The organism is Agromyces cerinus (genome assembly GCF_016907835.1).
GTDB lineage: Bacteria > Actinomycetota > Actinomycetes > Actinomycetales > Microbacteriaceae > Agromyces > Agromyces nitratus.
Window position 1 is genome coordinate 3583214 of sequence record NZ_JAFBCT010000001.1, and the last position, 22137, is coordinate 3605350.

A 22137-nucleotide genomic window follows, 5' to 3' on the forward strand; every position below is an offset into this window, starting at 1 on the left:
CAGCTTTCGAGAGGGGGAACAGGAACGGGGCGCCGTCGTCCCAGTCCATTGCAACGCATAGACCTGTGAGGCATTCCCAGAAAGTCCCCCGATGACGCGGTCACCGGTCAGGGCCGGGCGCTCGGGCTGGATCGGCACGCGTCGCCGCCCTCGTACGATGGGCGGATGATCACCCTCGAGGGTCCGGCCGCCCGAGTGCTCTCGGCCTACACGCATCTCATGGTCGAGCGCGGCATCCGCGGTGCGACCCTCGAGGGCGTGGCGAGTCGGGCCGGCCTCTCGAAGTCGGGCGCGCTGCACCACTTCGCCTCGGTGAGCGCCCTGCAGGCGGCGCTGTTCATCGAGCTGCGCGCGCAGGCCCGCCGAGACGCCGACGAGATGCGCACCGCGCCGGAGGGCGTGGTGCGGTACTACATCGTGTCGTCGCTCGACCGCGACAGCGAGCTCGAGCTTCTCATCGAGGCCGCGTACCGCATCGCGCAGACCGGTGACGACGCGGCCCTCGAGGTGCTCCGCGAGTGCCGCCGCGGGTGGCTCGACGTGCTCGCCGCTGCAACGGGCGATGAGCGCCTCGCGCGCATGGTGCTGTTCGCGGGCGATGGCATGAACCACAACGCGCTCATGGACCTGCCGGTGGGCGAGGACGTGCTCACCGTCGAGCACGTCGAGGAGCTGATCGTCTCGTTCGAGGCGATGCAGTCGGGCGGCGACGCGGCCTGAGAGGTCCTCCCGCGCGAACGCGATCGTGACGACGCATCCGTGACCGACCGTCTGGTCGGTCTGTGTACACTTGGACCTCGCGCCTGTCGGCCCCGCCCGCACGCGTCTCCATCCTCGAGGGCGAGAAGGTACCTGATGAGCACTCCAACGGTCGGCACAGCACCCGCCATCGATCCCGCGCCCACGAAGGGCCTCGCGATCGGCAAGCTCGGACTGTGGGGTTCGACCGTCATCGGCATCGCCTCGACCGCGCCCCTGTTCTCGCTCGCCGCGACCCTCGGTTACGTGATCATCGCCGTCGGTGCGCAGGCGCCCATCGCGTTCATCCTCGCCTTCGTGCCAATGCTGTTCACGGCCTTCGCCTACCGCGAGCTCAACAACGACGTGCCCGACTGCGGCACGGTGTTCACCTGGGCGGCGAAGGCGTTCGGCCCGCGCACCGGATGGATGGCGGGGTGGAGCATCGCCGTCGCGGGCGTGCTCGTCATGGCGAACCTCGCCGAGATCGCATCGGTGTACCTGCTCACCCTGATCGGCGACGGCTCGCTCGCCGAGAACCGCCTCATCGTCACCGGCTTCGGCTGCGTCATCATCGCGGCCATGACCTGGGTGTCGCTGCGCGGCGTCGAGATCGGCGAGCGCATGCAGCAGGTGCTCCTCGTGATCCAGTACCTCGCGATGGCCGTGTTCGTCGTCGGCTGCCTCATCGGCTTCTTCAACGGCAGCGCCCCGGACCCGACCCCGGTGTCGCTCGACTGGTTCAACCCGTTCCTCGCCGACGGCACCGGCATGGTGCAGGCGATCCTGCTCGCGCTCTTCATCTACTGGGGCTGGGACACCTGCCTCGCCCTGACCGAGGAGACGAAGGACCCGCGTCGCACGCCAGGTCGCGCTGCGACCCTCACGACGGTCATTCTGCTCATCACCTACGTGGGCATCACCGTTGTCGCCATGATGTACGCCGGCCTCGGCGATACCGGCACGGGACTCGCGAACGAGGCGCACGCCGACGACGTGTTCTCGGTGCTCGCCGGCATGGCGATGGGTCCGCTCGGCTGGTTCCTCGTGATCGCCGTCGCGATCTCGGCGCTGTCGTCGTCGCAGACGACGATCCTGCCGACCGCCCGTGGCACCTTCGCCATGGGCGTCTACCAGGCGCTGCCCGCCCGCTTCGCGAAGGTGAGCGAGGCATCGAAGACGCCGACGTTCTCGACGACGCTCGTCGGCGTGATCGCGATCGTCTACTACGCGGGCATGAACCTCGTCTCGACTGACGTGCTCGCCGACTCGCTGCTCTCGATGGGTCTCGCCATCGCGTTCTTCTACGCCATCGCGAGCTTCGCGTGCGTCTGGTACTTCCGCCGCACCCTCTTCGCCAGCCGGCGGAACGTGTTCTACCGTCTCGTCTTCCCGCTGCTCGGCGGACTGTTCATGGCGTGGGCGTTCGTGCAGTCGGCGATCGACATGCTCGACCCCGACTACGGCTACTCGCAGCTCGCCGGCGTCGGCGGCGCCTTCATCGTCGGCATCGGCTCGCTCCTGCTCGGCGTGGTGCTGATGTTCGTGTGGGCGCTCTTCCCGGGGTCGCGCGACTACTTCCAGAAGCGCTCGCTCAACCGCGACACCGAGGTGCTCGCGCCCGAGTAGCGTCGGGGGCGAGCCGGTCGGAGCGACCCGACCGGCTCGGCCCGCCAGGCGCTACCAGCCAGGCGCTACGCCGTGGCGAGCTCCTCGCGGATGCCGGCGACGAACGCGTCGATGTCGGCCTCGCTCGTGTCGAACGAGCACATCCAGCGCACCTCGCCGCGCGCGGCATCCCAGTCGTAGAAGCGGAACCGCTCGCGCAGCCGGTCGGCGACGCCCGCCGGCAGCGTCGCGAAGACGCCGTTCGACTGGGTCTGCTGCGAGAAGCCGAGGCCGGGCAGCTCGCCGGCCGCGATGCCAGCGTCGAGCGCGTCGCGCAGGCGCCGGGCCATGGCGTTCGCGTGGCGGGCGCTGTCGATCCAGAGGTCGCCCTCGTAGAGCGCGATGAGCTGGGCCGAGGTGAAGCGCATCTTCGACGCGAGCTGCATGTTCAGCTTGCGCAGGTACTTGAGGCCCACGGATGCCTCGGGGTTCAGCACCACGATGGCCTCGGCGCCGAGCGCGCCGTTCTTGGTGCCGCCGACGCTCAGCACATCGACCCCGGCGTCGCGCGTGAAGGCGCGGAGCGGGAGGTCGAGGGATGCCGCGGCGTTCGAGATGCGGGCGCCGTCCATGTGCAGGGCCATGCCGCGCTCGTGCACGTGGTCGGCGATCGCGCGCACCTCGTCGGCGGTGTACGCCGTGCCGAGTTCGGTGGTCTGCGTGATCGACACCACGAGCGGCTGGGCGCGGTGCTCGTCGCCCCAGCCCCATGCCTCGCGGTCGATGAGGTCGATCGTGAGCTTGCCGTCGGGTGCGGGAACCGTGAGCAGCTTGATGCCGCCGACGCGCTCGGGCGCGCCGCCCTCGTCGGAGTTGATGTGCGCGGTGCTCGCCGAGATCACGGCGCCCCAGCGGGGGAGCATCGACTGCAGCCCGGTGACGTTCGCGCCGGTGCCGTTGAAGACGGGGAACGCCTCGACGCCCTCGCCGAAGTGCCGCGCGAAGACCTGTTGCAGGCGCTCGGTGTAGACGTCTTCGCCGTAGGCGACCTGGTGGCCGTCGTTGGCGGCGGCGATCGCCGCGAGCACCTCGGGGTGCACGCCCGAGTAGTTGTCGGAGGCGAAGCCGCGGACGGTGGTGTCGTGGAGCTGTTCAGTCACTGAACCATCCTCGCACTGCCGCGGATGCTCCGCGTCGCGCGCTCGAGACGACGCGTGTTGTCGGAATCGGGTGCTGGATTCCGACAACACGCGTCCGTTCGCGCCTCGTGCGGGCGGGCGGGTGGTGCGTGTGAAGAAGGAGGAGAGCCCCGTGCTCACCCCTTCAGTGCTTCGCCCCACGGCACGCGCGCGCCCGTCTTCAGCAGCGAGTTGCGGTAGATGCGCTCGCCGATCACGACCGCGAGCGCCGCGGTGGCGAGCAGGATCGCGAGCGACACGAACGGCTCCCACCACTCCGCGGTGCCGAGGAAGACCCGCATCGGCATGCCGACGGGTGCCGAGAACGGCACGTAGCTCATGATCGCGAGCACCGTCGGGTTGTCGTTGAAGAAGATCACGAGGAAGTACGGGATCATCACGAGCATCGTCACGGGCGTCGTGACCGTGCCGATGTCCTCGGCCCGCGAGACGAGCGCCGCCGTCGCCGCGAAGAGCGCGGCCAGCATCACGAAGCCGATCGCGAAGAACACGATGAACCAGATGACCGACGGGCCGAGCCCGCCGAGCAGCACCCGCTGGCCGGTGAGCATGAGCCCGAGCAGTGCCAGCACCGCGATCGCGAGGATCTGCCCGAATGCGAGCAGGCTGTTGCCGATCACCTTGCCCGTGAGCAGCGCGCGCGCCGACACCGTCGAGAGCAGGATCTCGACGACGCGGGTCTGCTTCTCCTCGACGACCGACTGCGCGATCGTCGTGCCGAAGGTGAGCGCCGACATGAAGAACACGATGCCGAAGCCGAACGCCACGAAGTACGCGAGCATCGGGTCGACCGCGGCCGGGTCGAGCAGTTCGACCGTCGGGCTCACCGAGAGCGCCGAGACGACCTCGTTCGGCGTCGACTCCAGCCCGAGCACCACGATGCCGAGCGGTTCGGATGCCGCGGGGGCCACGATCGCCTCGACGTCGCCGTCGCGCAGCATCTGCTCCGCGGCGTCCTGATCGGCGGCGGGCACCGCCTCGAGCGCCGGGTTGCCCTCGACGACGTCGGTCGCGCCGGCGACCACCGCCACCTTCGGCAGTTCGGACTGGGAGCCGAAGATGCTGCCGAGCACGACCGAGGCGAGCACGGCGAGCATGAGCACGCCCGTGGAGATGAGGAACGCCTTGCTGCGCATGCGCATCGTGATCTCGCGCCCCGAGATGAGCCTGACGGTCTCGACGAAGCCGGGTGCGCGGCGGTCGTCGTCGGTGCTGCTGGTGCGCGACGCGCTGGTGTCGAGAGTCATTGCACGACCTCCGTGAAGATCTGGGCGAGCGTCGTGTGCTCGCGGGTGAAGCTGATGACGTCGCCGCGGGCGACGGCCTCGGCGAGGGCGGCCTGCCGCGCGGCATCCGACTCGGCCTCGAAGACGGCCCAGCCGCCGTCGAAGTCGGCGACGCGGATGCCGGGCTGCTGGCGCAGCCACCCGAGATCGCCAGAGGTGAGCAGCTCCCAGCGGTCGGAGCCGTGCTCGGCACGGAGGGAGTCACGACTGCCGGCCGCGGCGATGCGCCCGCCCGCGATGATGACGAGGTCGTCGCAGAGCCGCTCGACGATGTCGAGCTGGTGCGAGGAGAAGAGCACGGGGGCGCCGGATGCCGCGGCATCCGCCAGCACGCCCTGCACCGTCTCGACGGCCATCGGGTCGAGGCCCGAGAACGGCTCGTCGAGCACGAGCACCTCGGGGCGGTGCACGAGCGCCGCCGCGATCTGGGCCCGCTGCTGGTTGCCGAGGGAGAGCGACTCGATCGTGTCGTTCGTGCGCTCGCCGAGGCCGAGTCGCTCGAGCAGCTCGAGGGCGTTGCGGTGCGCGGCGGCCGCGCTCCAGCCGTGCAGCCGGGCGAGGTAGACCGTCTGCTCGAGCACGCGCATCTTCGGGTAGAGCCCGCGCTCCTCGGGCATGTAGCCGAAGCGACGCCGGTCGGCGCTCGTCAGCGCCTGGCCGCCGAGTGCGACGGTGCCGCCGTCGGACGCGAGCACGCCCAGGATGATGCGCATCGTCGTGGTCTTGCCGGCGCCGTTGCCGCCGACGAACCCGGTGAGCCGGCCGTCGCCGACGGTGAAGCTCACGTGGTCGAGGGCGAGGCGCTCGCCGTAGCGCTTGGTGACGTCGTGGAGTTCGAGCATGCCCACACGCTACGGATGTCGCGCGCTCGCGGCATCCGTCGTGCGGCGGGTTCTCGGACGCCGCACCGCTCCCGACTCAACCGTGCGGGGGAGGCGCTCGCCGCGAGTGGGGGCTCAGGCCGAGCGGATGAGCGGGCGGGCCTCGAAGAGGGTGCGCAGCACGATCGTCGCGCGCACCTGTGCGGGGAGGGAGGTGCGCAGGCGCACGAGCAGGTCGGCGAGGTCGGCGGTCGTCGCCACCCGGGCGACCGCGAGGTGGCCGGCGTCGCCCGAGATCGCGTAGCAGGACTCGATCTCGGGGTAGGCGCCGAGTCGGTCGCCGAGGTCTCCGACCGTCGCGGGGTCGAGCACGGAGATCTCGAGGAAGGCGGAGACCGGCAGCCCGACCGCATCCGGGTCGACGACCGCACGGTAGCCGGTGATGACGCCGCGCTGCTCGAGGCGCTGCACGCGCGACTGCACGGCCGAGGTCGAGAGGCCGGTGAGCGTCGCGAGCGTCGAGAGCGTCGTCCGTCCGTCGGCGGCGAGCGCCGAGACGATGCGCTGGTCGATGTCGTTGTCGAGACGGGGTGTCGCGGCCGGGTCGCTCATGCGCTCCACGATAGTGCTCGGAACCGGCGAGGGCCTCGGCGGGTTCGTCTCGCTCGACGCATGAGATAGGGTTCAGATGTTCAGCCTGGAGCAATGGAGCCCGGCTCGACCGACCTGAGGATCGAGCAGCCCCCTCCGCGATGCGCGGCAGATGTGCTCCGGGTTGATTGTGATGCCATGAGAGTGGCAATTTTCCGATGAGAGCGCGTGTATCTCGGATTATCGCCGTACCCGGAACAGATCATGCGGATTGTTGCCGTTCGGTAAATTCCGATACGAATCGTATCTTCGTTGTTGACTATTCATCTCCTCATCATGTTCCCTTGCTAGAGATCCGAGTTCTGCATCACATGTCCGACTCATCAGCGAAGGAATATGAAACGTATGCGTGCTACACCAGCCCCCAGAAACGGAAAGGCGCGACGCCGGTTGTCCACCGTCGCCGCGGTTTCCCTCGCGGCGTGTCTCGCGATCGGCCCGGCCGCGACCGCGTTCGCGGCACCGGTCGTCGCTGAAGCGAGCCCCTCGGCGTCGGAGAGTGCCGACGCCAAGACGTTGCGCATCGCGACGGCCGGCTTCGTCGACACCTTCAACCCGTTCATCTCGATCTACCTGACGCCGACGAACATCATCCGGTACGTCTACGAGAGCCTCGTGCAGAACGACGCCGAAGACGGTTCCCCGACCGAGGGCCTCGCGGAGAAGTGGGAGGCCAGCCCCGACGGCATGACCTGGACCTTCACCCTGCACGAGGGCATGAAGTGGTCCGACGACGAGCCGATCACCTCCGCCGACGTCAAGTACACGTACGAGTCGATGATGAACGACCCGATGCTCGGCACCGCCAACGGCAACCTCGTGGCGAACTTCGAGAGCGTCGAGACGCCCGACGACCTCACCGTCGTCATCAACCTCAAGACGCCGCAGGCGCCGAACCCCGGCACCGAGATCCCCGTGCTGCCCGAGCACATCTGGTCCGAAGTCGACGACCCCACGACGTTCACCAACGACGCCGACGTCGTGGGCTCCGGGCCGTACACGCTCGAGAGCTACTCCGCGAACCAGTCGATCACCCTCAAGGCGAACCCCAACTTCTGGCGGGGCGCCCCCAAGATCGACGGCATCCAGTACATCTACTACACGAACTCCGATGCCCAGATCCAGGCGCTGCGCGCCGGCGAGGTCGACCTCGTCACCGGGCTCACCGACACCCAGATGACGGCGCTCGAAGGCGAAGAGGGCATCACGACCCACGCCGGCACGGGCCGTCGCTTCACCTCGCTCAGCGTGAACGCCGGAGCCGAGACGCCCGAGGGCGTCGCCTACGGCACCGGCAGCCCCGCGCTCAAGGAGCCCGCCGTGCGCGAGGCGATCCGCCTCGGCATCGACCAGGAGTCGCTGCTGAAGAACGTGCTGGGCGGCTACGGCGCTCCCGCCACGAGCTTCATCCCGATCGCGTTCGAGAAGTGGCACCTGCCCGATGACGACGAGGCGATCGTGTCGTTCGATCCCGACGCCGCGATGGCCAAGCTCGACGACGCGGGCTGGGTCGCCGGCGCTGACGGCATCCGCGAGAAGGACGGCAACCGACTCTCGATCCGCCTGCTCGCCGACGCCGAGGACATCGTCGAGATGTCGGCGTCCGAGTATCTCGTGCCCTGGATGGCCGACATCGGCGTCGAGCTGAAGCTCGAGACCACCGACAGCGACACCATCTCGGACCGCACGGCAGTCAGCGACTACGACATGTACTTCTCCGGGTGGAGCGTCAACCCCGACCCCGACTACCAGCTCGGCATCAACCTGTGCTCCTCGCGTCCCGACGCAGAGGGCAACGGCGCCACGAGCCAGGACGGCTACTGCAACCCCGAGTTCGACGCCCTCTACGCCGAGCAGCACTCGGAGCTCGACGAGGCCAAGCGCGCCGAGATCGTGCACGACATGCTGCGCATGCACTACGAGGACGTCGCGCAGATCACCCTCTGGTACGGCCAGTCGCTCGAGGCCTACCGCTCCGACCGCTTCACGGGCTTCACCACGCAGCCCGCCGACAACGGCATCATCGCGAACCAGGCCGGCTACTGGGGCTACTACACGGTGGAGCCCGTCGTCGACGAGGCTTCGTCGGCCGCTGAGCAGTCCGGTCCGGGTGCCGCGCTCTGGATCGGCCTCGGCGTGCTCGTCGTCGCCGCCGGTGTCGTCGCGATCGTGATCGTGCGACGGCGCAAGACCGCGGGCGACCGCGAGTAGCGTTCTCGCACTGCCCGGTCGGGTGCCGCTCACCGCGGCATCCGACCGGGCGACCGACGTCGGGCGCAGGAAGAAGGAGACGGAGCGCAATGACAGACACGATCACCCCCGTGAACGCGGAGGTGCACGACGAGAAGCTCGCGGAGGCATCGCCGACGCGTTCGTCGTTCCTGAGCTACTTCGGCACCAAGCTCGGCGGGGCGCTCATCAGCCTCGTCATGGTCGTGCTGCTCGGCTTCTTCGCGTTCCGAGTGCTGCCGGGCGACCCGGTGCGGCGCATCGCGCAGGAACGCCCGATGAGCCCCGAGCAGATCGCGGAGCTCCGCAGGCAGTACGGCCTCGACAAGCCCGTCACGCAGCAGTTCCTTGACTACCTCGTCAACATCTTCAGCGGCAACCTCGGCGAGAGCTACGTGTACCGCACCCCGGTGAGCGAGTTGATCGGGCAGTACCTCGGGCCGACCCTCCTGCTCACCGGCACCTCCGCGATCATCGCGATCGCGCTCGGGCTGTGGCTCGGCCAGCGCGCGGCCTGGCGCAGCGGCTCGCTCTTCGACAAGATCGCCACCGGCACCTCGCTCACCCTGTGGTCGGTGCCCACGTTCTGGCTCGCGCTGATCCTCCTCATGATCTTCGGCGGCACCCTGCGCTGGTTCCCGACGGGCGGCATGGTCAGCCCCGGCGTCGAGCCGGGCACCTTCGACTACGTCGTCGACGTCGCCCGCCACATGGTGCTCCCCGTGGTCACGATGGTCGCGGTCGTCTTCGCCCAGTACCTCATGGTCATGCGCGCCTCGCTCCTCGAGGAGAAGTCGTCCGACTACCTGACGACCGCCCGCGCGAAGGGCCTGCGCGACGACCTCGTGCGGCGCCGGCACGCGGTGCCGAACGCGCTGCTGCCCACGGTCACCCTCGTCTTCATGCACATCGGCGGTCTCGTGGCCGGCGCGGTCACGGTCGAGACCGTCTTCTCCTGGCCCGGTCTCGGCAAGCTCACCTACGAGGCCATCAGCGGCCCCGACATGCCCCTGCTGCAGGGCACCTTCGTCGTCTTCTCGACGATCATCATCGTCATGAATCTCATCGCCGACCTCATCTATCGGCAGCTCGACCCGAGAGTGAGGCGCGCATGAGCACCACCGAACAGGCACGGCCGGTTGCCCAGATGACGACCCGGCAGGTCGCGAGCCGCCGGCGTCGGGCGTCCGCCGCGAAGCTGTGGCGCGAGTTCCGCTCGAGCGCCTCGGGCATGTCGGGGCTGATCTTCCTCGGCGTCGTGATCCTCCTCGCGATCCTCGCCCCGGTCATCGCCGACCGCTCGATGCTCGACGTCACCCAGCTCACCGATCAGCCGCGCTTCGCGCCGCCGTCGTGGGAGCACCCGATGGGCACCGACCACCAGGGTCGCGAGTTGTGGGTGCGCATGATCTGGGGTGCTCGCACCTCGCTCCTCGTCGGCGTCGCCGCCACGGCGATGTCGATGATCATCGGCACCCTCGTGGGCATGGCCGCGGGTCACTTCACGGGGGTCACCGGCGGCATCATCATGCGCTTCGTCGACTTCTTCCTGGTGCTGCCCTCGCTCGTGCTCGCCATCGTGCTGTCGTCGGTGCTGAGCCGGGGCGTGCTCACGATCGTGATCGCGATCGGCGTGACCTCATGGGCGGCCACCGCCCGACTCGTGAGAGCCCAGACGCTCGCGGTCGAGGCGCGTCCGTACGTCGAGCGCTCCCAGGTGCTCGGCGCCGGGCACTGGCACATCATCGGCAAGCACCTCTTCCCCGCCGTGCTGCCGCTCGTGCTCGCCAACACGACGCTCACCGTCGGCTCGGCGATCATCGCCGAATCGACGCTCGCCTTCCTCGGCCTCGGCGACCCCACCCAGCAGTCGTGGGGCACGATCCTGAAGGACTCGATGGACGTCTCGGCCGCGACGAGCGGCTACTGGTGGTACGTCGTCATCCCCGGCCTCGCGATCGTGCTCGTGGTGCTCGCGTTCACCCTGGTCGGGCGCGCGTTCGAAGCCATCGTGAACCCGACCCTCAGGAGCCGTTGAGCATGCCCGATCTCGTTTTCGACGACGTTTCCATCACCTATCGCACGGCCGCGTCGCGGGGTCGCGGCGACATCGCCGCCGTGCGGGGCGTGAGCCTCTCGCTGCCCGCCGGCGGCACGCTCGGCATCGCCGGCGAGTCGGGCTCCGGCAAGTCGACGCTCGCGATGAGTGCGCTGCGCCTGCTTCCCGACAACGCCGTGATCGACGGCCAGGTGCGCGTCGGCGACCGCAGCGTCGCCGAACTGAGCTTCGGCGAGCTGCGCGCCCTGCGCTGGTCGGAGGTGGCGATCGTCTTCCAGGGGGCGATGCACTCGCTGAACCCCGTGCGCACCGTCGGCCAGCAGATCATCGAGGCCCTCGAGCTGCACGTGAAGGACGGGTGGCGCACCGCCGAGGCCCGCAAGGCGCGCCTCGCGGAACTGATGGACCAGGTCGACCTGCCGATCGCGAAGGCGGCCGCGTACCCGCACGAGCTGTCGGGCGGCCAGAAGCAGCGCATCATGATCGCGATGGCGCTCGCGTGCGAGCCCGACATCATCGTCGCCGACGAGCCGACCACCGCGCTCGACGTCATCGTGCAGGGGCAGATCCTCGAGGTGGTGAAAGACCTCGTGACCCGTCGGGGCATCTCGCTCCTCATGATCAGCCACGACCTCTCGGTGCTCGCCACCGCGTGCGAGCGCATCGCCGTCATGCGCAACGGCGAGCTCGTCGAGGTCGGCGAATCGCAGCAGATCTGCACCGAACCGCGCGAGGCGTACACGAAGCAGCTCGCCGACGCCTTTCCGACGATCGGCGACCCGGCCTCGCGGCTGAAGCCGGTCACGCGCCGCACCGACTCGGTCGCGACGGGCTCGATCGACGCGATCGGCGCAGCGGATGCCTCGGCGCCCATGCCCGCACCGACGAAGAGCGGCGCAGGGGCGACCGGCGAGGTGCTGCTGGAGGCCCGCAACCTCAGCGTGACGTTCCGTTCGCGAGGCAAGAGCGTTCGGGCGGTGCGCGGGGTCGACCTCGCGTGCCGTCAGGGCGAGATCGTCGCGCTCGTCGGGCAGTCGGGCTCGGGCAAGACCACGCTCGCCCGCACGCTCCTCGGTCTCGAGGCGCCCGACCAGGGCGGGCAGGTGCTCTTCCGCGGCAAGCCGCTCGGGCGCTCGACGAAGCGGCTGCGCGAGTTCCGCCGTCAGGTGCAACTCATCCTGCAGGACCCGTCGGCCGCCCTGAACCCGAAGCTCAGCGTCTACGAGTCGGTCGCCGAGGGGCTCCGCATCCAGCGCTATCCGGGCGACGAACGCGCACAGGTCGCCGCGAGCCTCGAGAACGCCGAGCTGATGCCGCCCGAGCACTTCTTCGAGGCCATCCCCCACGAGCTCTCGGGAGGGCAGCGCCAGCGTGTCGTGATCGCGGGCGCCCTCGCGATGAACCCGCAGATGCTCATCGCCGATGAGCCGGTCGCCTCGCTCGACGCCTCGGCACGAGGCGAGATCCTCGCGCTCCTGCTCCGCCTGCGCGACGAGCTCGGCCTCTCCGCGCTCGTCATCACGCACGATCTCGGTCTCGCATGGAACATCGCCGACACCGTCGCCGTGATGTACCACGGCGAGATCGTCGAGCGGGGTGCCACCGAGACGGTGCTCCTCGACCCGCAGCACGAGTACACGAGGAAGCTGCTCGCCGCGGCACCGAAGATCGTGGGCCGCGAGGGCGTGCTCGAGACGGCCCGGTGATCCGCGAGTGACCGTCCACGAGAACGTCCCGGTGTCGGGCCTGCCCTGGGTCGTCGTCACGGGTGACCGCGAGACGGTCTTCCGCGAGCTCGGCGCGCACTTCGCCGAGCGCATCCGCGACATCCGCTCGCGCGCCGACGCCCAGTGGTCGGCGCTCATGACCCGCGTCGAGCGGGAGGTCGTGGGCGAGCGCATGCGGCGCATCGAGGCGTCCACGCGCCGGCTCTGCCCGGTGGAGTCGCGTGAGCTCGACCTCCTCGCCGAGGGGGCGGGCGTGCCCGCGTTCGACCTGTGGGTCTACAACCTCCGCGGCGACCTCGGGCGGGACGGCACCGGATGCAGCGACGTGTCCGTCGCGACATCCGATGCCCTCGTCGTCGGCCACAACGAGGATGGCGCAGGCGACTCGGCCGATGACGTGTGCCTCGTCACCCTCGTCGTCGAGGGCGACCCGAGCATGACGGTCGTCTGGTACCCGGGCTTCCTGCCCGCCAACTCCTTCGTGGCAACGGAGGCGGGCACGGTGTGGGGCCTCGACCACCTGCCCGTCGTCGATCCCGATGCGAACGGCGCCGGACGCCACTTCGTCGCCCGACATGCGCAACGGAGCCGCTCGGGCAGCGAGGCGATCGACCGCGTCCGGTCCGTGCCGTGCGCCGGCGGCTTCTCGTTCAACATCGGCGACCGCGGGACCGGCCGGGCCGTCATGATCGAGAACGCCGCGGGCGTCGTCGTGACGACGGATGCCTCGGCCGACGCCCCCTGTCTCTGGCACACGAACCACCTGCGGTTCGTCGGCGAGCCGGGGCCGGGCATGCAGCCGGCGGCGGGAGACGAGTCGCTCGTCGAGAGCCGCACCCGTGGCGAACGCCTGAGCGGGCACCTCGACGAACGGCGGGCCGGCCGGCAGGGCGCCGTGCTCGACGCGGAGTCGGTGTTCGCGGCGCTCCGGTCCGACGGCGTGCTGAACCGCTCGACCGGCCTCTGGACCTTCACGACGACCGTGGCCGATCTCGCGAACGACCGCATCATCGTGCAGGGGCGCGGCGAGCCGACGACCTTGGAGCTCGGTGCCTTCGCGGCCGGACGCGTGCTCGAGACCGAGGCACGGGCATGACGCAGAGCGGAACGGGGGAGCGCATGGAGTTCGCGACGGGATCGGGCATCACCTGGTCGGCCAAGGCGGTCGACCTCGACTCGGGCCAGGTGCTCTTCGAGCAGGGCGAGCACCTCGCCCTCGACACGGCGAGCATCGGCAAGGTGTTCCTGCTGCACGCGCTGCTCGAACTCGAGCAGCGCGGCGAGCTGCGACTCGACGAGCCGGTGACCCGCCGCCCGAGCGAGTGGATGGACAACTCGGGGCTCTGGTACCTGTTGCAGGCCGACACGCTCAGCATCTACGACCTCTGCGCGCTCATCGGCGCGGTGAGCGACAACGCGGCCACGAACACGATGTGCCGCCGGGTCGGCCTCGACGCGGTGCACGCGTCGACCGCGGCCCTCGGCTACACCGACTCCTCGCTCGACGACATCGTGCGCTGGCCGATCCCGACGGGCTTTCCTCCGAACCTCTCGACGGGCAGCGCCCGGGAGCTCACCGACTTCGTCGCTCGGGTCGCGAAGAACGAGGTGCTGACCGAGGCCGGGTGCGACACCCTGCGCCGATGGCTCGGCGCGGGCATGGACTGCTCGATGGTGGCGTCTGCGTGGGGCCTCGACCCGCTCGCGCACTACTTCTACGACCGGGACATCTGGATGTGGAACAAGACCGGCACGACGAGCCGCGTGCGCGGCGACGTCGGCGTGGCGATGTCGCCGAAGCGTCGAGTGGCGTACTCGGTGCTCGCGAACTGGGAGCGGGGCTCCGATCATCGCGACGAGGCGCTCGCGACGATGCGCGAGGCCGGCGACGTCATCCGCGACCATCTCCTGCACGGCTGAGACGGGGAATCTCATGGCACGGCACGTGCAGTTCAGCGCGGTGCGCGGGGCGACCGGGTTCTCCCGGGGAACCCACGCGGGCACCGTCGTCGACGACGCGGAACGCCTGAGGCCGACGCGTGCTGATGAAGCCGACTCGTCGGTGTCGGTGTCGGTGTCGACGTCGCCGAGCCGGTGGAGCTCCGATGCCGTCGAGGTGCCGTTCCCGTCGACCGAGGCGATCCTGTCGTGGCACGCGATCACCCCGCCGGGCACGTGGATCGAACTCGAGCTCAGCGCCCGGAACGCCGGAGGGTGGACCGACTGGTTCGTGCTCGCGCGGTGGACGGAGCGCGACGATGCAGCGCGGGGCATCCGGCGCACGACGGTGTCCGGGCAGCGAGGCGCCGATGCATCCGTGCACGCCGACACCTTCGTCGCCGCCGAGGGCCGGGCGTTCACGGCGTACCGGCTTCGCGTGACCTTCGCCCGCGGTGACGACGTCGAAGCCGATGCCTCGCTCGTGATGGTGGGGGCGATGGTCTCGGCGATCGACGACTCGACGCCCGAGCCCGAGCACGACGGCGCCGACCGGGGCGGCGCCCGCGGCATCGCGCTCGACGTGCCGCGGTTCTCGCAGCAGCTGCACCGCGGGGCGCAGGTCGAGCTCGGCGGGGGCGGCGAGGCCTGGTGCTCGCCGACCTCGACCGCCATGGTGCTCGGCTTCTGGGACCGGCTGCCCTCGGGCGAGGCCCTGGTCGGCATCGAGGCGCCGAACGGCGACCCCGAGGTCGTCTGGGCTGCCGCCGGATGCTACGACCACGACTACGCCGGCACGGGCAATTGGTCGTTCAACGCCGCGTTCGCCGCACGGAACGGGATCGAGTCGTTCGTCACCCGGTTGCGCTCGCTCGACGAGGCCGAACGGTTCATCGCCGCAGGCATCCCGCTCGTCGCCTCGGTCGGGTTCACTCGCGACGAGCTCCCCGAGGCGGGTTACGTCACCGAGGGGCACCTGCTCGTCATCGCGGGGTTCACGGTCGACGGCGACGTCGTCGTGAACGACCCTGCGGCGCCTGAGAAGGCGGCTGTTCGCCGGAGCTATCCGCGCGGGGCGTTCGAACGCGCCTGGGTGCGGAGCACCGGCGGCAGCGGCGGCGTGGTCTACGTGATGCGCCCCGCCGACGTGCCGTTGCCGGCCGCGCCCGGTGAGGAACGCAGCTGGTGAGCGGGACTCAGCGGGCGAGCACCGCCGTGAGCAGCTCGATGCGCTCCCGCAGCGACGACAGCAGCAGATGCTCGGTCACCGCGTGCGCGCCGCCGCCGCGCGGGCCGAATCCGTCGATCGTCGCGACACCGAGCGAGCCGACGAGGTTCGTGTCGCCGGCTCCGGCGGCGGGCCGGCCGCTCGCCGACTGCCCGAGAGCGGATGCCGCGCGCCTCACCTCCTCGAGCAGTGCCTCGTCGCCTGCGCCCGCCTGCCATGCCGGGCGGCTCGTCAGCACGACCGCGCGCACGACCGCGCCCGAACGGATCGGGTCGAGCCGAGCGAGCGCGTCGAGCACGTGGCGCTCCGATTCGCCGTCGACGAAGCGGAGCCCGATCTCGGCGGAGGCCGCGTCGGGCACGACGTTCGCCCTCGCGCCTCCGCTGATCGTGCCCACGTTGCAGAGCACCGGGTTGGTCGCGGAGGCCTCGGCGACGATCTCGCGTACGACGAGCAACTGGTCGACGAGTTCGTCGATGGCCGAGACGCCGATCTCGGGGTCGAGCGCCGCGTGCGCCGCCCTGCCCTCGACCTCGAGCCGCAGCCGCGTGCTGCCCGCGCGCCCGACCTTGAATGCGCCGTCGGGGTGCGGCGACTCGAAGCCGATGACGCCGGCAACGCCGTCGAGCGCCGTGCGCACCAGCTCCTGCGAGGTGGGCGAGCCGACCTCCTCGTCGCAGTTGACGAGGATCCGCACCGTGCGCCTCGGGCGATCCCGCAGGATCTCGAGCGCCGTGAGCATGATCACGAGCCCGCTCTTCATGTCGAAGACGCCCGGGCCGCGCACGACGTCGCCGTCGACCGACCACGGCACGTCGCCGGTCAGTGCGCCGTGGTCCCACACCGTGTCGGAGTGGCCGAGCAGCAGGAGCGGCGGCTCGTCGCTCGTGCCGGCGACCTCGATGACGAGGTGCGTGCCCGCCTCCGTGACGAGGGCTCGCACCTCGCTCGCGAGCGGCTCGAACCACTCCGTGAGCAACCGGGCGATGCGTGCGCTCGCCGCCGCGTCGAACGAGGGGGTCTCGATGCGGACGAGCTGCTCCAGGCGCTCGAGCACCGTGTGCCACGCGGCATCCACCGCTGCCCCGACCTCTGCTGGCGTCATGTCGCTCCTTGTCGAAGATATGAAGCATATGGTAGCAACACCGTCGAGCCATGGTCGAAGAATTCCGGGCGAAACGCGTGGTGATTTCGCTGGACGTGTCAATTATATGATTCGTATAATGAACAGCGTGACCGAGGCGCAGGCGCGAGACCGTGGGATGGGCGAGCCGCTCACCACCCATGAGCTCTCGAAGTACGAAGACTTCCAGCAGGCGAGTGCGCTGTACCGACGCGTCTTCGGCTACTCCTCGGAGGAGCTCGCGCTGAACAGCAACCTGCTGAGCGCGCTCGTGCGGAACGGCGGGTCGGCGATCGGCGTACGGTCGGCAGACGGCGAGCTCATCGGCTTCGCATACGGATTCCTCGGGTCCGACGAGTCGGGCGTCTTCCACTACTCGCAGGCCGCGGTGGTCGAGCAGCACGCGCAGGGCCGCGGCGTCGGACGGCTGCTCAAGCTGCGCCAGCGAGAGGTCGTGCTCGCCTCGGGGGTCTCGACGATGCGCTGGGCGTTCGACCCCGCCCTCGGGCGCAACGCCCACTTCAACTTCGACACCCTCGGGGCGCACAGCGCCGCATTCGTGCGCGACTACTACGGGCGCCCCGGCACCGATCGGCTGCTCGTCGACTGGCCGTTGGCGGCAGGTGCCGACCCCTACGCCGAGGCTCGCGCCGAGCGACCCCCTGCCTCACTCGCGGGTGCGGAGCCGGGTGCGGCGATCGCCCAAGGGGCCGGCCGATGGGTGGTCGTCCCGACCGGTGAAGCGGGCACGGCCCGGCTGCACGACACGATGCAGCACCTGCACGAGCAGGGCTTCGTACTCGTGAGCTGTCAGCGCATCGATTCGGGTGCCTCGGCCTACCTCGCCGTGCCGGCGACAGCAGGCGGGCGGCACCGATGACGATGCAGGCACGCAGCGACGAGCAGCTCGAGCACGATCAGCTCGAGCACGAACTCAACCGCACCCTGAGCTCGCCCGAGGCCCGGTTCGGCATGCGCATGCGCAAGAACCTCTCGGCCGAGGGGCTCCAGGACCGCGTGATGGAGACCGAGGCGGCTTCGCTCGAGAGCACCTTCGCACACCTCCGCGCGAGCGCGGCCGTGCCGCAGGCGGCCGCGATCATCCTCGGTTCACGCCGCAAGTTCATCGCGGGCGAGGGCAAGTCGGCGGCATACGCCGCGCTCCTGAACGCCGACCTCGCCGCGACGGTGCCGAACGTCTACCTGATCGACGGGCATGCGCTGAACCCGCTCGACGTGCTGAGCGACGTGCGCTCGACCGACGTGCTCATCCTCTTCTCGCTGCGCCGCTACCGTCGCGAGACGGTCACGCTCGGCCGGCTCTTCAGCGAGGCGGGCGGCCAACTCGTCGTCTTCACCGACAGCGAGGAGGCGCCGCTCGCGCCGTTCGCGACCTCGCTCATCGTGCTGCAGACCGGATCCGCGTCGTATGCCGACTCGCCGACCTCGGTCGCCGCCGTCTGCCACCTGCTCAGCACGCTCACGACCGCGAGCGCGAAGGGCGCCCGTCGACGGCTGGCGACGCGCGACGAGCTGAACCACGAGATGAACCTGTACTTCGACCACCGCAACGACGAGGACGCACCATGAGGGTCACCCGCATCGAACTCTTCCAGGTGAGCCTGCCCCTCGTGCACGGCTTCCAGACGAGTTCGCACCGCAAGACCGGCCTCGAGCACATCCTCGTGCGATTCACCGACGACACCGGTGCCACCGGATGGGGCGAGATCGCCTCGCCGAGCGACCCGTACTTCACGGCCGAGAACACCGAGACGGCCTGGTCGATCGCGACCAGCTATCTCGTGCCGCTCGTGATCGATACCGAGTGGCAGCACCCGAGCGAGGTCGACGCGCTCTGGCGGAAGATCCGCGGCCACGAGTTCACGAAGGCGGGCTTCGCCGGGGCGGCGTGGGACCTCTGGTCGATGTCGCGCGGCGTCCCGCTGGCCGAGGCGCTCGGCGGCACCCGCACCGAGGTCGCCGCCGGTGTCTCGCTCGGCATCGAACCGACCATCGACGAACTGCTCGCGCAGGTGGCGGCGCAGCTCGACGCCGGTTACGGGCGGGTGAAGCTGAAGATCGCCCCGGGCTGGGACCTCGCCCCCGTGCGCGAGGTGCGCCGAGCGTTCCCCGACCTCCTGATGCACGTCGATGCGAACGGTGCCTACTCGAGCGACGACGACACCATCGAGCGACTGGCCGGGTTCGACGCCGAGGCGCTCAGCATGATCGAGCAGCCCTTCGCGCCCGGCGACTTCGTCGGCCATGCGCGCCTCCAGGAGCGCATCGAGACGCCCGTCTGCCTCGACGAGTCCGTCGTGCGGCTCGACGACCTGCGCACCATGATCGCGCTCGGTTCGGGCCGAGTGCTGAACATCAAGGTCTCCCGCATGGGCGGACTGACGGTCGCCAAGGCCGCGCACGACCTCGCCGGTGGCGCGGGCATCCCGGTGTGGTGCGGCGGCATGCACGAGTTCGGAATCGGGCGAGCCGCGAACCTCGCCCTCTCCTCCCTCGAGCACTTCAGCTACCCCTCGGATGTCTCGGGGTCCGACAAGTACTACGCACGCGACGTGATCGTGCCGGCCGTGACCGCGCGCGACGGCATCGTGAAGGTGCCGACGGGGCCCGGCATCGGCTTCGAGGTCGACCTGGCCTGGATCGAGCAGAACCTCGAGCGCCGCTTCGACTCCGATGAGCGCGCCTCGCCGAACGACACGCGAGCCGGGGCATCCGCTGCCGTGCTGTTCATGGTCGACGACGCGGCCGAGGGCGGCCCGGTCGTGGGGACTCCGTTCCACCGCGCCGACGTCGACGCGCCGCAGCTCGACGTGCGCGACCTCAGCGCGACGCGCGGCGACGGCGTCTTCGAGACGCTCGGCGTGCACCGCGGCCGTCCGCAGGCGATCGAGGACCACTTGCAGCGCTTCGCCCGCTCCGCGGCGATGCTCGACCTGCCCGCGCCGAAGCTCGACGTGTGGCGCGACGCCATCCACGCCGCGATCGCAGCGCACGACAGCCCCGCCGACGGCTTCGTCAAGTTCGTGATGACGCGCGGAGTCGAGGGCGCCGGCGTGCCGGTGGGCTGGGTCTACCTCGCCGACGCCGCCGACTTCACCGTGCCGCGCGAACAGGGCGTCGCCGTCGTCACGCTCGACCGCGGGTACCGCCGCGACGTCGCGCGCACCTCGCCGTGGCTGCTGCAGGGAGCGAAGTCGCTGTCGTACGCGGTGAACAAGTCGGTGCTGCGCGAAGCGGCGCGGCGCGGCGCGGCCGATGTCATCTTCACGAGCAGCGACGGCTTCGTGCTCGAAGGACCCTCGTCGACGGTGCTGCTGCGGTTCGGCGATCGGTTCGTCTCCCCGCCGAGTGACGACGGCATCCTGGCGGGCACCACCCTCGCGAGCGCGATCGAACTGCTCGCCGAGCTCGGCCACGAGACGCACCGCGAGCCCGTGCGCGTCGAGCAGCTCGCTTCGGCCGACGACATCTGGCTGCTCTCGAGCACGCGCTCGGCCGTCGCGGTCGCAGAGCTCGACGGCGTGCAGCGCACCTTCGACGCCGAGCTGACGGCCCGGCTCCAGACCCACCTGATCTCCCGAGAGCACTGAGGACGGCGACATGCAGTACGAGCGATTCGAGATCCCCGTCTTCGACGGGCACAACGACCTGCCGTGGACGGCGCGCGCGGAGCGCGGGTACTCGGTCGAGGGACTCGACGGCACCGAGCCGACCCTCCTCCACACCGACATCCCGAAGCTGCGCGACGGCGGCGTCGCCGGACAGTTCTGGTCGGTGTGGGTCGACTCGGCGATCGAGGGGGCCGCCGCTGTGCGCGCGACGCTCGAGCAGATCGACTTCGTGCACCGCATGGCCGCCCGCTACCCCGAGACGTTCGAGCTCGCGACGACCGCCGAGGCGGCCCGACGCGCGATGGCCGCGGGCCGGATCGCCTCGATGATCGGTGTCGAGGGCGGCGGTCAGATCGACGGCTCGCTCGCGGTGCTGCGCGAGTACGCCCGACTCGGCGCGCGCTACATGACGCTCACCTGGACCTCGACGAGCGACTGGGCGGACTCCGCGACCGATGAGGCGCGGCACGGCGGGCTCACCGAGTTCGGCCGCGAGGTCGTAGCCGAGATGAATCGCATCGGCATGCTGGTCGACCTCGCGCACGTGTCGGTCGCCACGGCCGACGCGGCACTCGACACGTCGACCCGGCCGACGCTCGTCAGCCATTCGAGTGCCGCGGCCCTGAACCCGCATCCGCGGAACATGCCCGACCGCATCATCCGGCGGGTCGCCGACGGCGGCGGCGTCTACATGGTCACCTTCGTGCCCTCGTTCCTCACGGCCGACCGCCGCGACTGGGTCAACGCGGGGGAGACGGGACCGAAGCCGCCCGTCACCGTCGCCGACGCGGCCGACCACGTCGAGCACGTGCGCAACGTCGCGGGCATCGACGGAGTCGGCCTCGGCGGCGACTACGACGGCACCGACGACATGCCCGACGGGCTCGACGACGTCTCGGGCTACCCGGTGCTGTTCGCCGAGTTGGCCCGCCGCGGCTGGACCGAGGCCGAGCTGCGCAAGCTCGGCACCGGGAACGTGCTGCGTGTGGTCGCGGCATCCGATGACGACTACCTGGGCTTCACCGGAGCCGGCGCGAGCCGACCCGTCGAGGCGTGAGAGAGCGAGAGCGCAGATGGTGACAGTGCATGACGGCCCGAGGGTGCTCGTGGTCGTGAACTCCCGCCCGAGCAGCCTGCGGCGCATGCGGCCGTGGCTCGAGGAGGCGGGGGTCGATCTCGTCGTGGTCGTCGGCGAGGAGGGGCTGCCAGAAGACCTCGGCTCCTTCGACGGCCTGATCATGCTCGGCGGCGGGCTCATGCCCGACGACGACGATCGCGCCCCATGGCTCGCCCGGGAGCGCGAGCTCGCCGCCGAGGCGATCGCCGGCGATATCCCGACCCTCGGGGTCTGCCTCGGCGCGCAGATCCTCGCCCATGTCGCGGGCGGCGAGGTGCGTGCCGCCTACGGCACCCCCGAGCGTGGCGCGACCCCCGTCTTCGTCACGGAGCAGGGGGCCGACGACGCCGTGCTGTCACCGCTCTCGCCCGTCGCGCACGTGATCGAGAACCACGAGGACATGATCACGCGCCTGCCCGATGCCGCCGTGCTGCTCGCCTCGAGCGAGGCGTGCGTCAACCAGGCCTTCCGGCTCGGCCGTCATGTACGCGGGGTGCAGTTCCACCCCGAGGCGGGCGCGCTCGACCTCGAGAAGTGGGACGATGCCGCGCTCGCCGCGGCCGGCCTCGACAAGCAGCAGCTGGTCGAGGCGGCCCTCGTGCATGAGCAGGAATCCGCGGCGCGCTGCGCCCGGCTCGCGACGGCGTTCGCCGCCGAGGTCGTGGCCTCGCGCGTCGCGCGCGTCGGCTGAGGCCCTTCCGGCCGAGGGGGTTCCGGATGTCGCGGGGGCTGGTTATCCTCGCAGGGTGACCGACGAGCCCGGCGGATCCGGACCGGGCGA

Annotated in this window: 19 protein-coding genes; 14 read left to right on the forward strand and 5 right to left on the reverse strand. The window is 70.3% G+C overall.

Annotation, left to right across the window (positions count from 1 at the left end; all coding sequences use genetic code 11):
• Nucleotides 1-165 precede the first annotated feature (165 nt).
• Both JOE59_RS16730 and JOE59_RS16735 read left to right on the forward strand, forming a co-directional pair.
• The gene (locus JOE59_RS16730; protein ID WP_204462476.1) at nucleotides 166-720 is read left to right on the forward strand and encodes a TetR/AcrR family transcriptional regulator; all 555 of its coding nucleotides are present in this window, start codon (nucleotides 166-168) and stop codon (nucleotides 718-720) included.
• Between the two features lie 135 nt (nucleotides 721-855).
• Nucleotides 856-2367, forward strand: coding sequence for an APC family permease (locus JOE59_RS16735; RefSeq protein ID WP_204462478.1), 1512 nt, complete (start codon nucleotides 856-858; stop codon nucleotides 2365-2367).
• A gap of 65 nt (nucleotides 2368-2432) precedes the next feature.
• Here the strand turns inward: JOE59_RS16735 and JOE59_RS16740 are convergent, their stop codons facing one another.
• From JOE59_RS16740 to JOE59_RS16755, 4 genes are all read right to left on the reverse strand, one after another.
• Nucleotides 2433-3506 (reverse strand): threonine aldolase family protein, encoded by a 1074-nt coding sequence (locus JOE59_RS16740; protein ID WP_204462480.1) that lies wholly within the window; start codon nucleotides 3504-3506, stop codon nucleotides 2433-2435.
• Nucleotides 3507-3661: 155 nt separating this feature from the next.
• Nucleotides 3662-4792: an ABC transporter permease gene (locus JOE59_RS16745; protein WP_204462483.1), complete on the reverse strand. Its 1131-nt coding sequence runs from the start codon at nucleotides 4790-4792 to the stop codon at nucleotides 3662-3664.
• Nucleotides 4789-5673 (reverse strand): ABC transporter ATP-binding protein, encoded by an 885-nt coding sequence (locus JOE59_RS16750; protein WP_204462490.1) that lies wholly within the window; start codon nucleotides 5671-5673, stop codon nucleotides 4789-4791. Before JOE59_RS16750 ends, JOE59_RS16745 begins: the two co-directional genes overlap by 4 nt.
• Before the next feature lie 114 nt (nucleotides 5674-5787).
• Nucleotides 5788-6264 carry an Lrp/AsnC family transcriptional regulator gene (locus tag JOE59_RS16755; RefSeq protein WP_204462492.1) on the reverse strand — a complete coding sequence of 159 codons (477 nt, stop codon included), beginning with the start codon at nucleotides 6262-6264 and terminating at the stop codon, nucleotides 5788-5790.
• Between the two features lie 429 nt (nucleotides 6265-6693).
• Here JOE59_RS16755 and JOE59_RS16760 point away from each other — a divergent pair, with 429 nt between their 5' ends.
• From JOE59_RS16760 to JOE59_RS16790, 7 genes are all read left to right on the forward strand, one after another.
• Nucleotides 6694-8514: an ABC transporter substrate-binding protein gene (locus JOE59_RS16760; protein ID WP_239560347.1), complete on the forward strand. Its 1821-nt coding sequence runs from the start codon at nucleotides 6694-6696 to the stop codon at nucleotides 8512-8514.
• 89 nt (nucleotides 8515-8603) lie between these two features.
• Nucleotides 8604-9647, forward strand: coding sequence for an ABC transporter permease (locus JOE59_RS16765; protein WP_204462496.1), 1044 nt, complete (start codon nucleotides 8604-8606; stop codon nucleotides 9645-9647).
• Entirely contained in the window at nucleotides 9644-10570 is a 927-nt protein-coding gene (locus tag JOE59_RS16770) for an ABC transporter permease (RefSeq protein WP_239560349.1), read from the forward strand. Before JOE59_RS16765 ends, JOE59_RS16770 begins: the two co-directional genes overlap by 4 nt.
• 2 nt (nucleotides 10571-10572) lie before the next feature.
• The gene (locus JOE59_RS16775) at nucleotides 10573-12297 is read left to right on the forward strand and encodes an ATP-binding cassette domain-containing protein (protein WP_204462498.1); all 1725 of its coding nucleotides are present in this window, start codon (nucleotides 10573-10575) and stop codon (nucleotides 12295-12297) included.
• A 7-nt stretch (nucleotides 12298-12304) separates the two neighbouring features.
• The gene (locus tag JOE59_RS16780) at nucleotides 12305-13414 is read left to right on the forward strand and encodes a C45 family autoproteolytic acyltransferase/hydrolase (protein ID WP_204462500.1); all 1110 of its coding nucleotides are present in this window, start codon (nucleotides 12305-12307) and stop codon (nucleotides 13412-13414) included.
• Nucleotides 13411-14238 (forward strand): serine hydrolase, encoded by an 828-nt coding sequence (locus JOE59_RS16785; protein ID WP_239560351.1) that lies wholly within the window; start codon nucleotides 13411-13413, stop codon nucleotides 14236-14238. The genes JOE59_RS16780 and JOE59_RS16785 overlap by 4 nt, the downstream gene beginning before the upstream one ends.
• A 13-nt stretch (nucleotides 14239-14251) precedes the next feature.
• Nucleotides 14252-15445, forward strand: coding sequence for a C39 family peptidase (locus JOE59_RS16790; protein ID WP_204462502.1), 1194 nt, complete (start codon nucleotides 14252-14254; stop codon nucleotides 15443-15445).
• 7 nt (nucleotides 15446-15452) lie between these two features.
• On the opposite strand, the gene JOE59_RS16795 is transcribed toward JOE59_RS16790, so the two are convergent.
• Complete coding sequence (locus tag JOE59_RS16795) at nucleotides 15453-16589, reverse strand: M20/M25/M40 family metallo-hydrolase (protein WP_204462504.1); 1137 nt, start codon at nucleotides 16587-16589, stop codon at nucleotides 15453-15455.
• 118 nt (nucleotides 16590-16707) lie between these two features.
• Between JOE59_RS16795 and JOE59_RS16800 the strand changes: the two genes are divergently transcribed.
• From JOE59_RS16800 to JOE59_RS16825, 5 genes are read left to right on the forward strand one after another with little or no spacing between them, the layout of a single operon-like run.
• Nucleotides 16708-17487, forward strand: coding sequence for a hypothetical protein (locus JOE59_RS16800; protein WP_204462506.1), 780 nt, complete (start codon nucleotides 16708-16710; stop codon nucleotides 17485-17487).
• Nucleotides 17484-18197: a MurR/RpiR family transcriptional regulator gene (locus tag JOE59_RS16805; protein WP_239560356.1), complete on the forward strand. Its 714-nt coding sequence runs from the start codon at nucleotides 17484-17486 to the stop codon at nucleotides 18195-18197. Before JOE59_RS16800 ends, JOE59_RS16805 begins: the two co-directional genes overlap by 4 nt.
• A complete protein-coding gene (gene menC, locus JOE59_RS18890; protein WP_239560360.1) occupies nucleotides 18194-20218 on the forward strand; it encodes an o-succinylbenzoate synthase in 2025 nt (674 codons plus the stop codon). Before JOE59_RS16805 ends, menC begins: the two co-directional genes overlap by 4 nt.
• Nucleotides 20219-20228: 10 nt before the next feature.
• Nucleotides 20229-21296 carry a dipeptidase gene (locus tag JOE59_RS16820; protein WP_204462508.1) on the forward strand — a complete coding sequence of 356 codons (1068 nt, stop codon included), beginning with the start codon at nucleotides 20229-20231 and terminating at the stop codon, nucleotides 21294-21296.
• A 16-nt stretch (nucleotides 21297-21312) separates the two neighbouring features.
• Nucleotides 21313-22047 (forward strand): type 1 glutamine amidotransferase, encoded by a 735-nt coding sequence (locus tag JOE59_RS16825; RefSeq protein ID WP_204462510.1) that lies wholly within the window; start codon nucleotides 21313-21315, stop codon nucleotides 22045-22047.
• Nucleotides 22048-22137 lie beyond the last annotated feature (90 nt).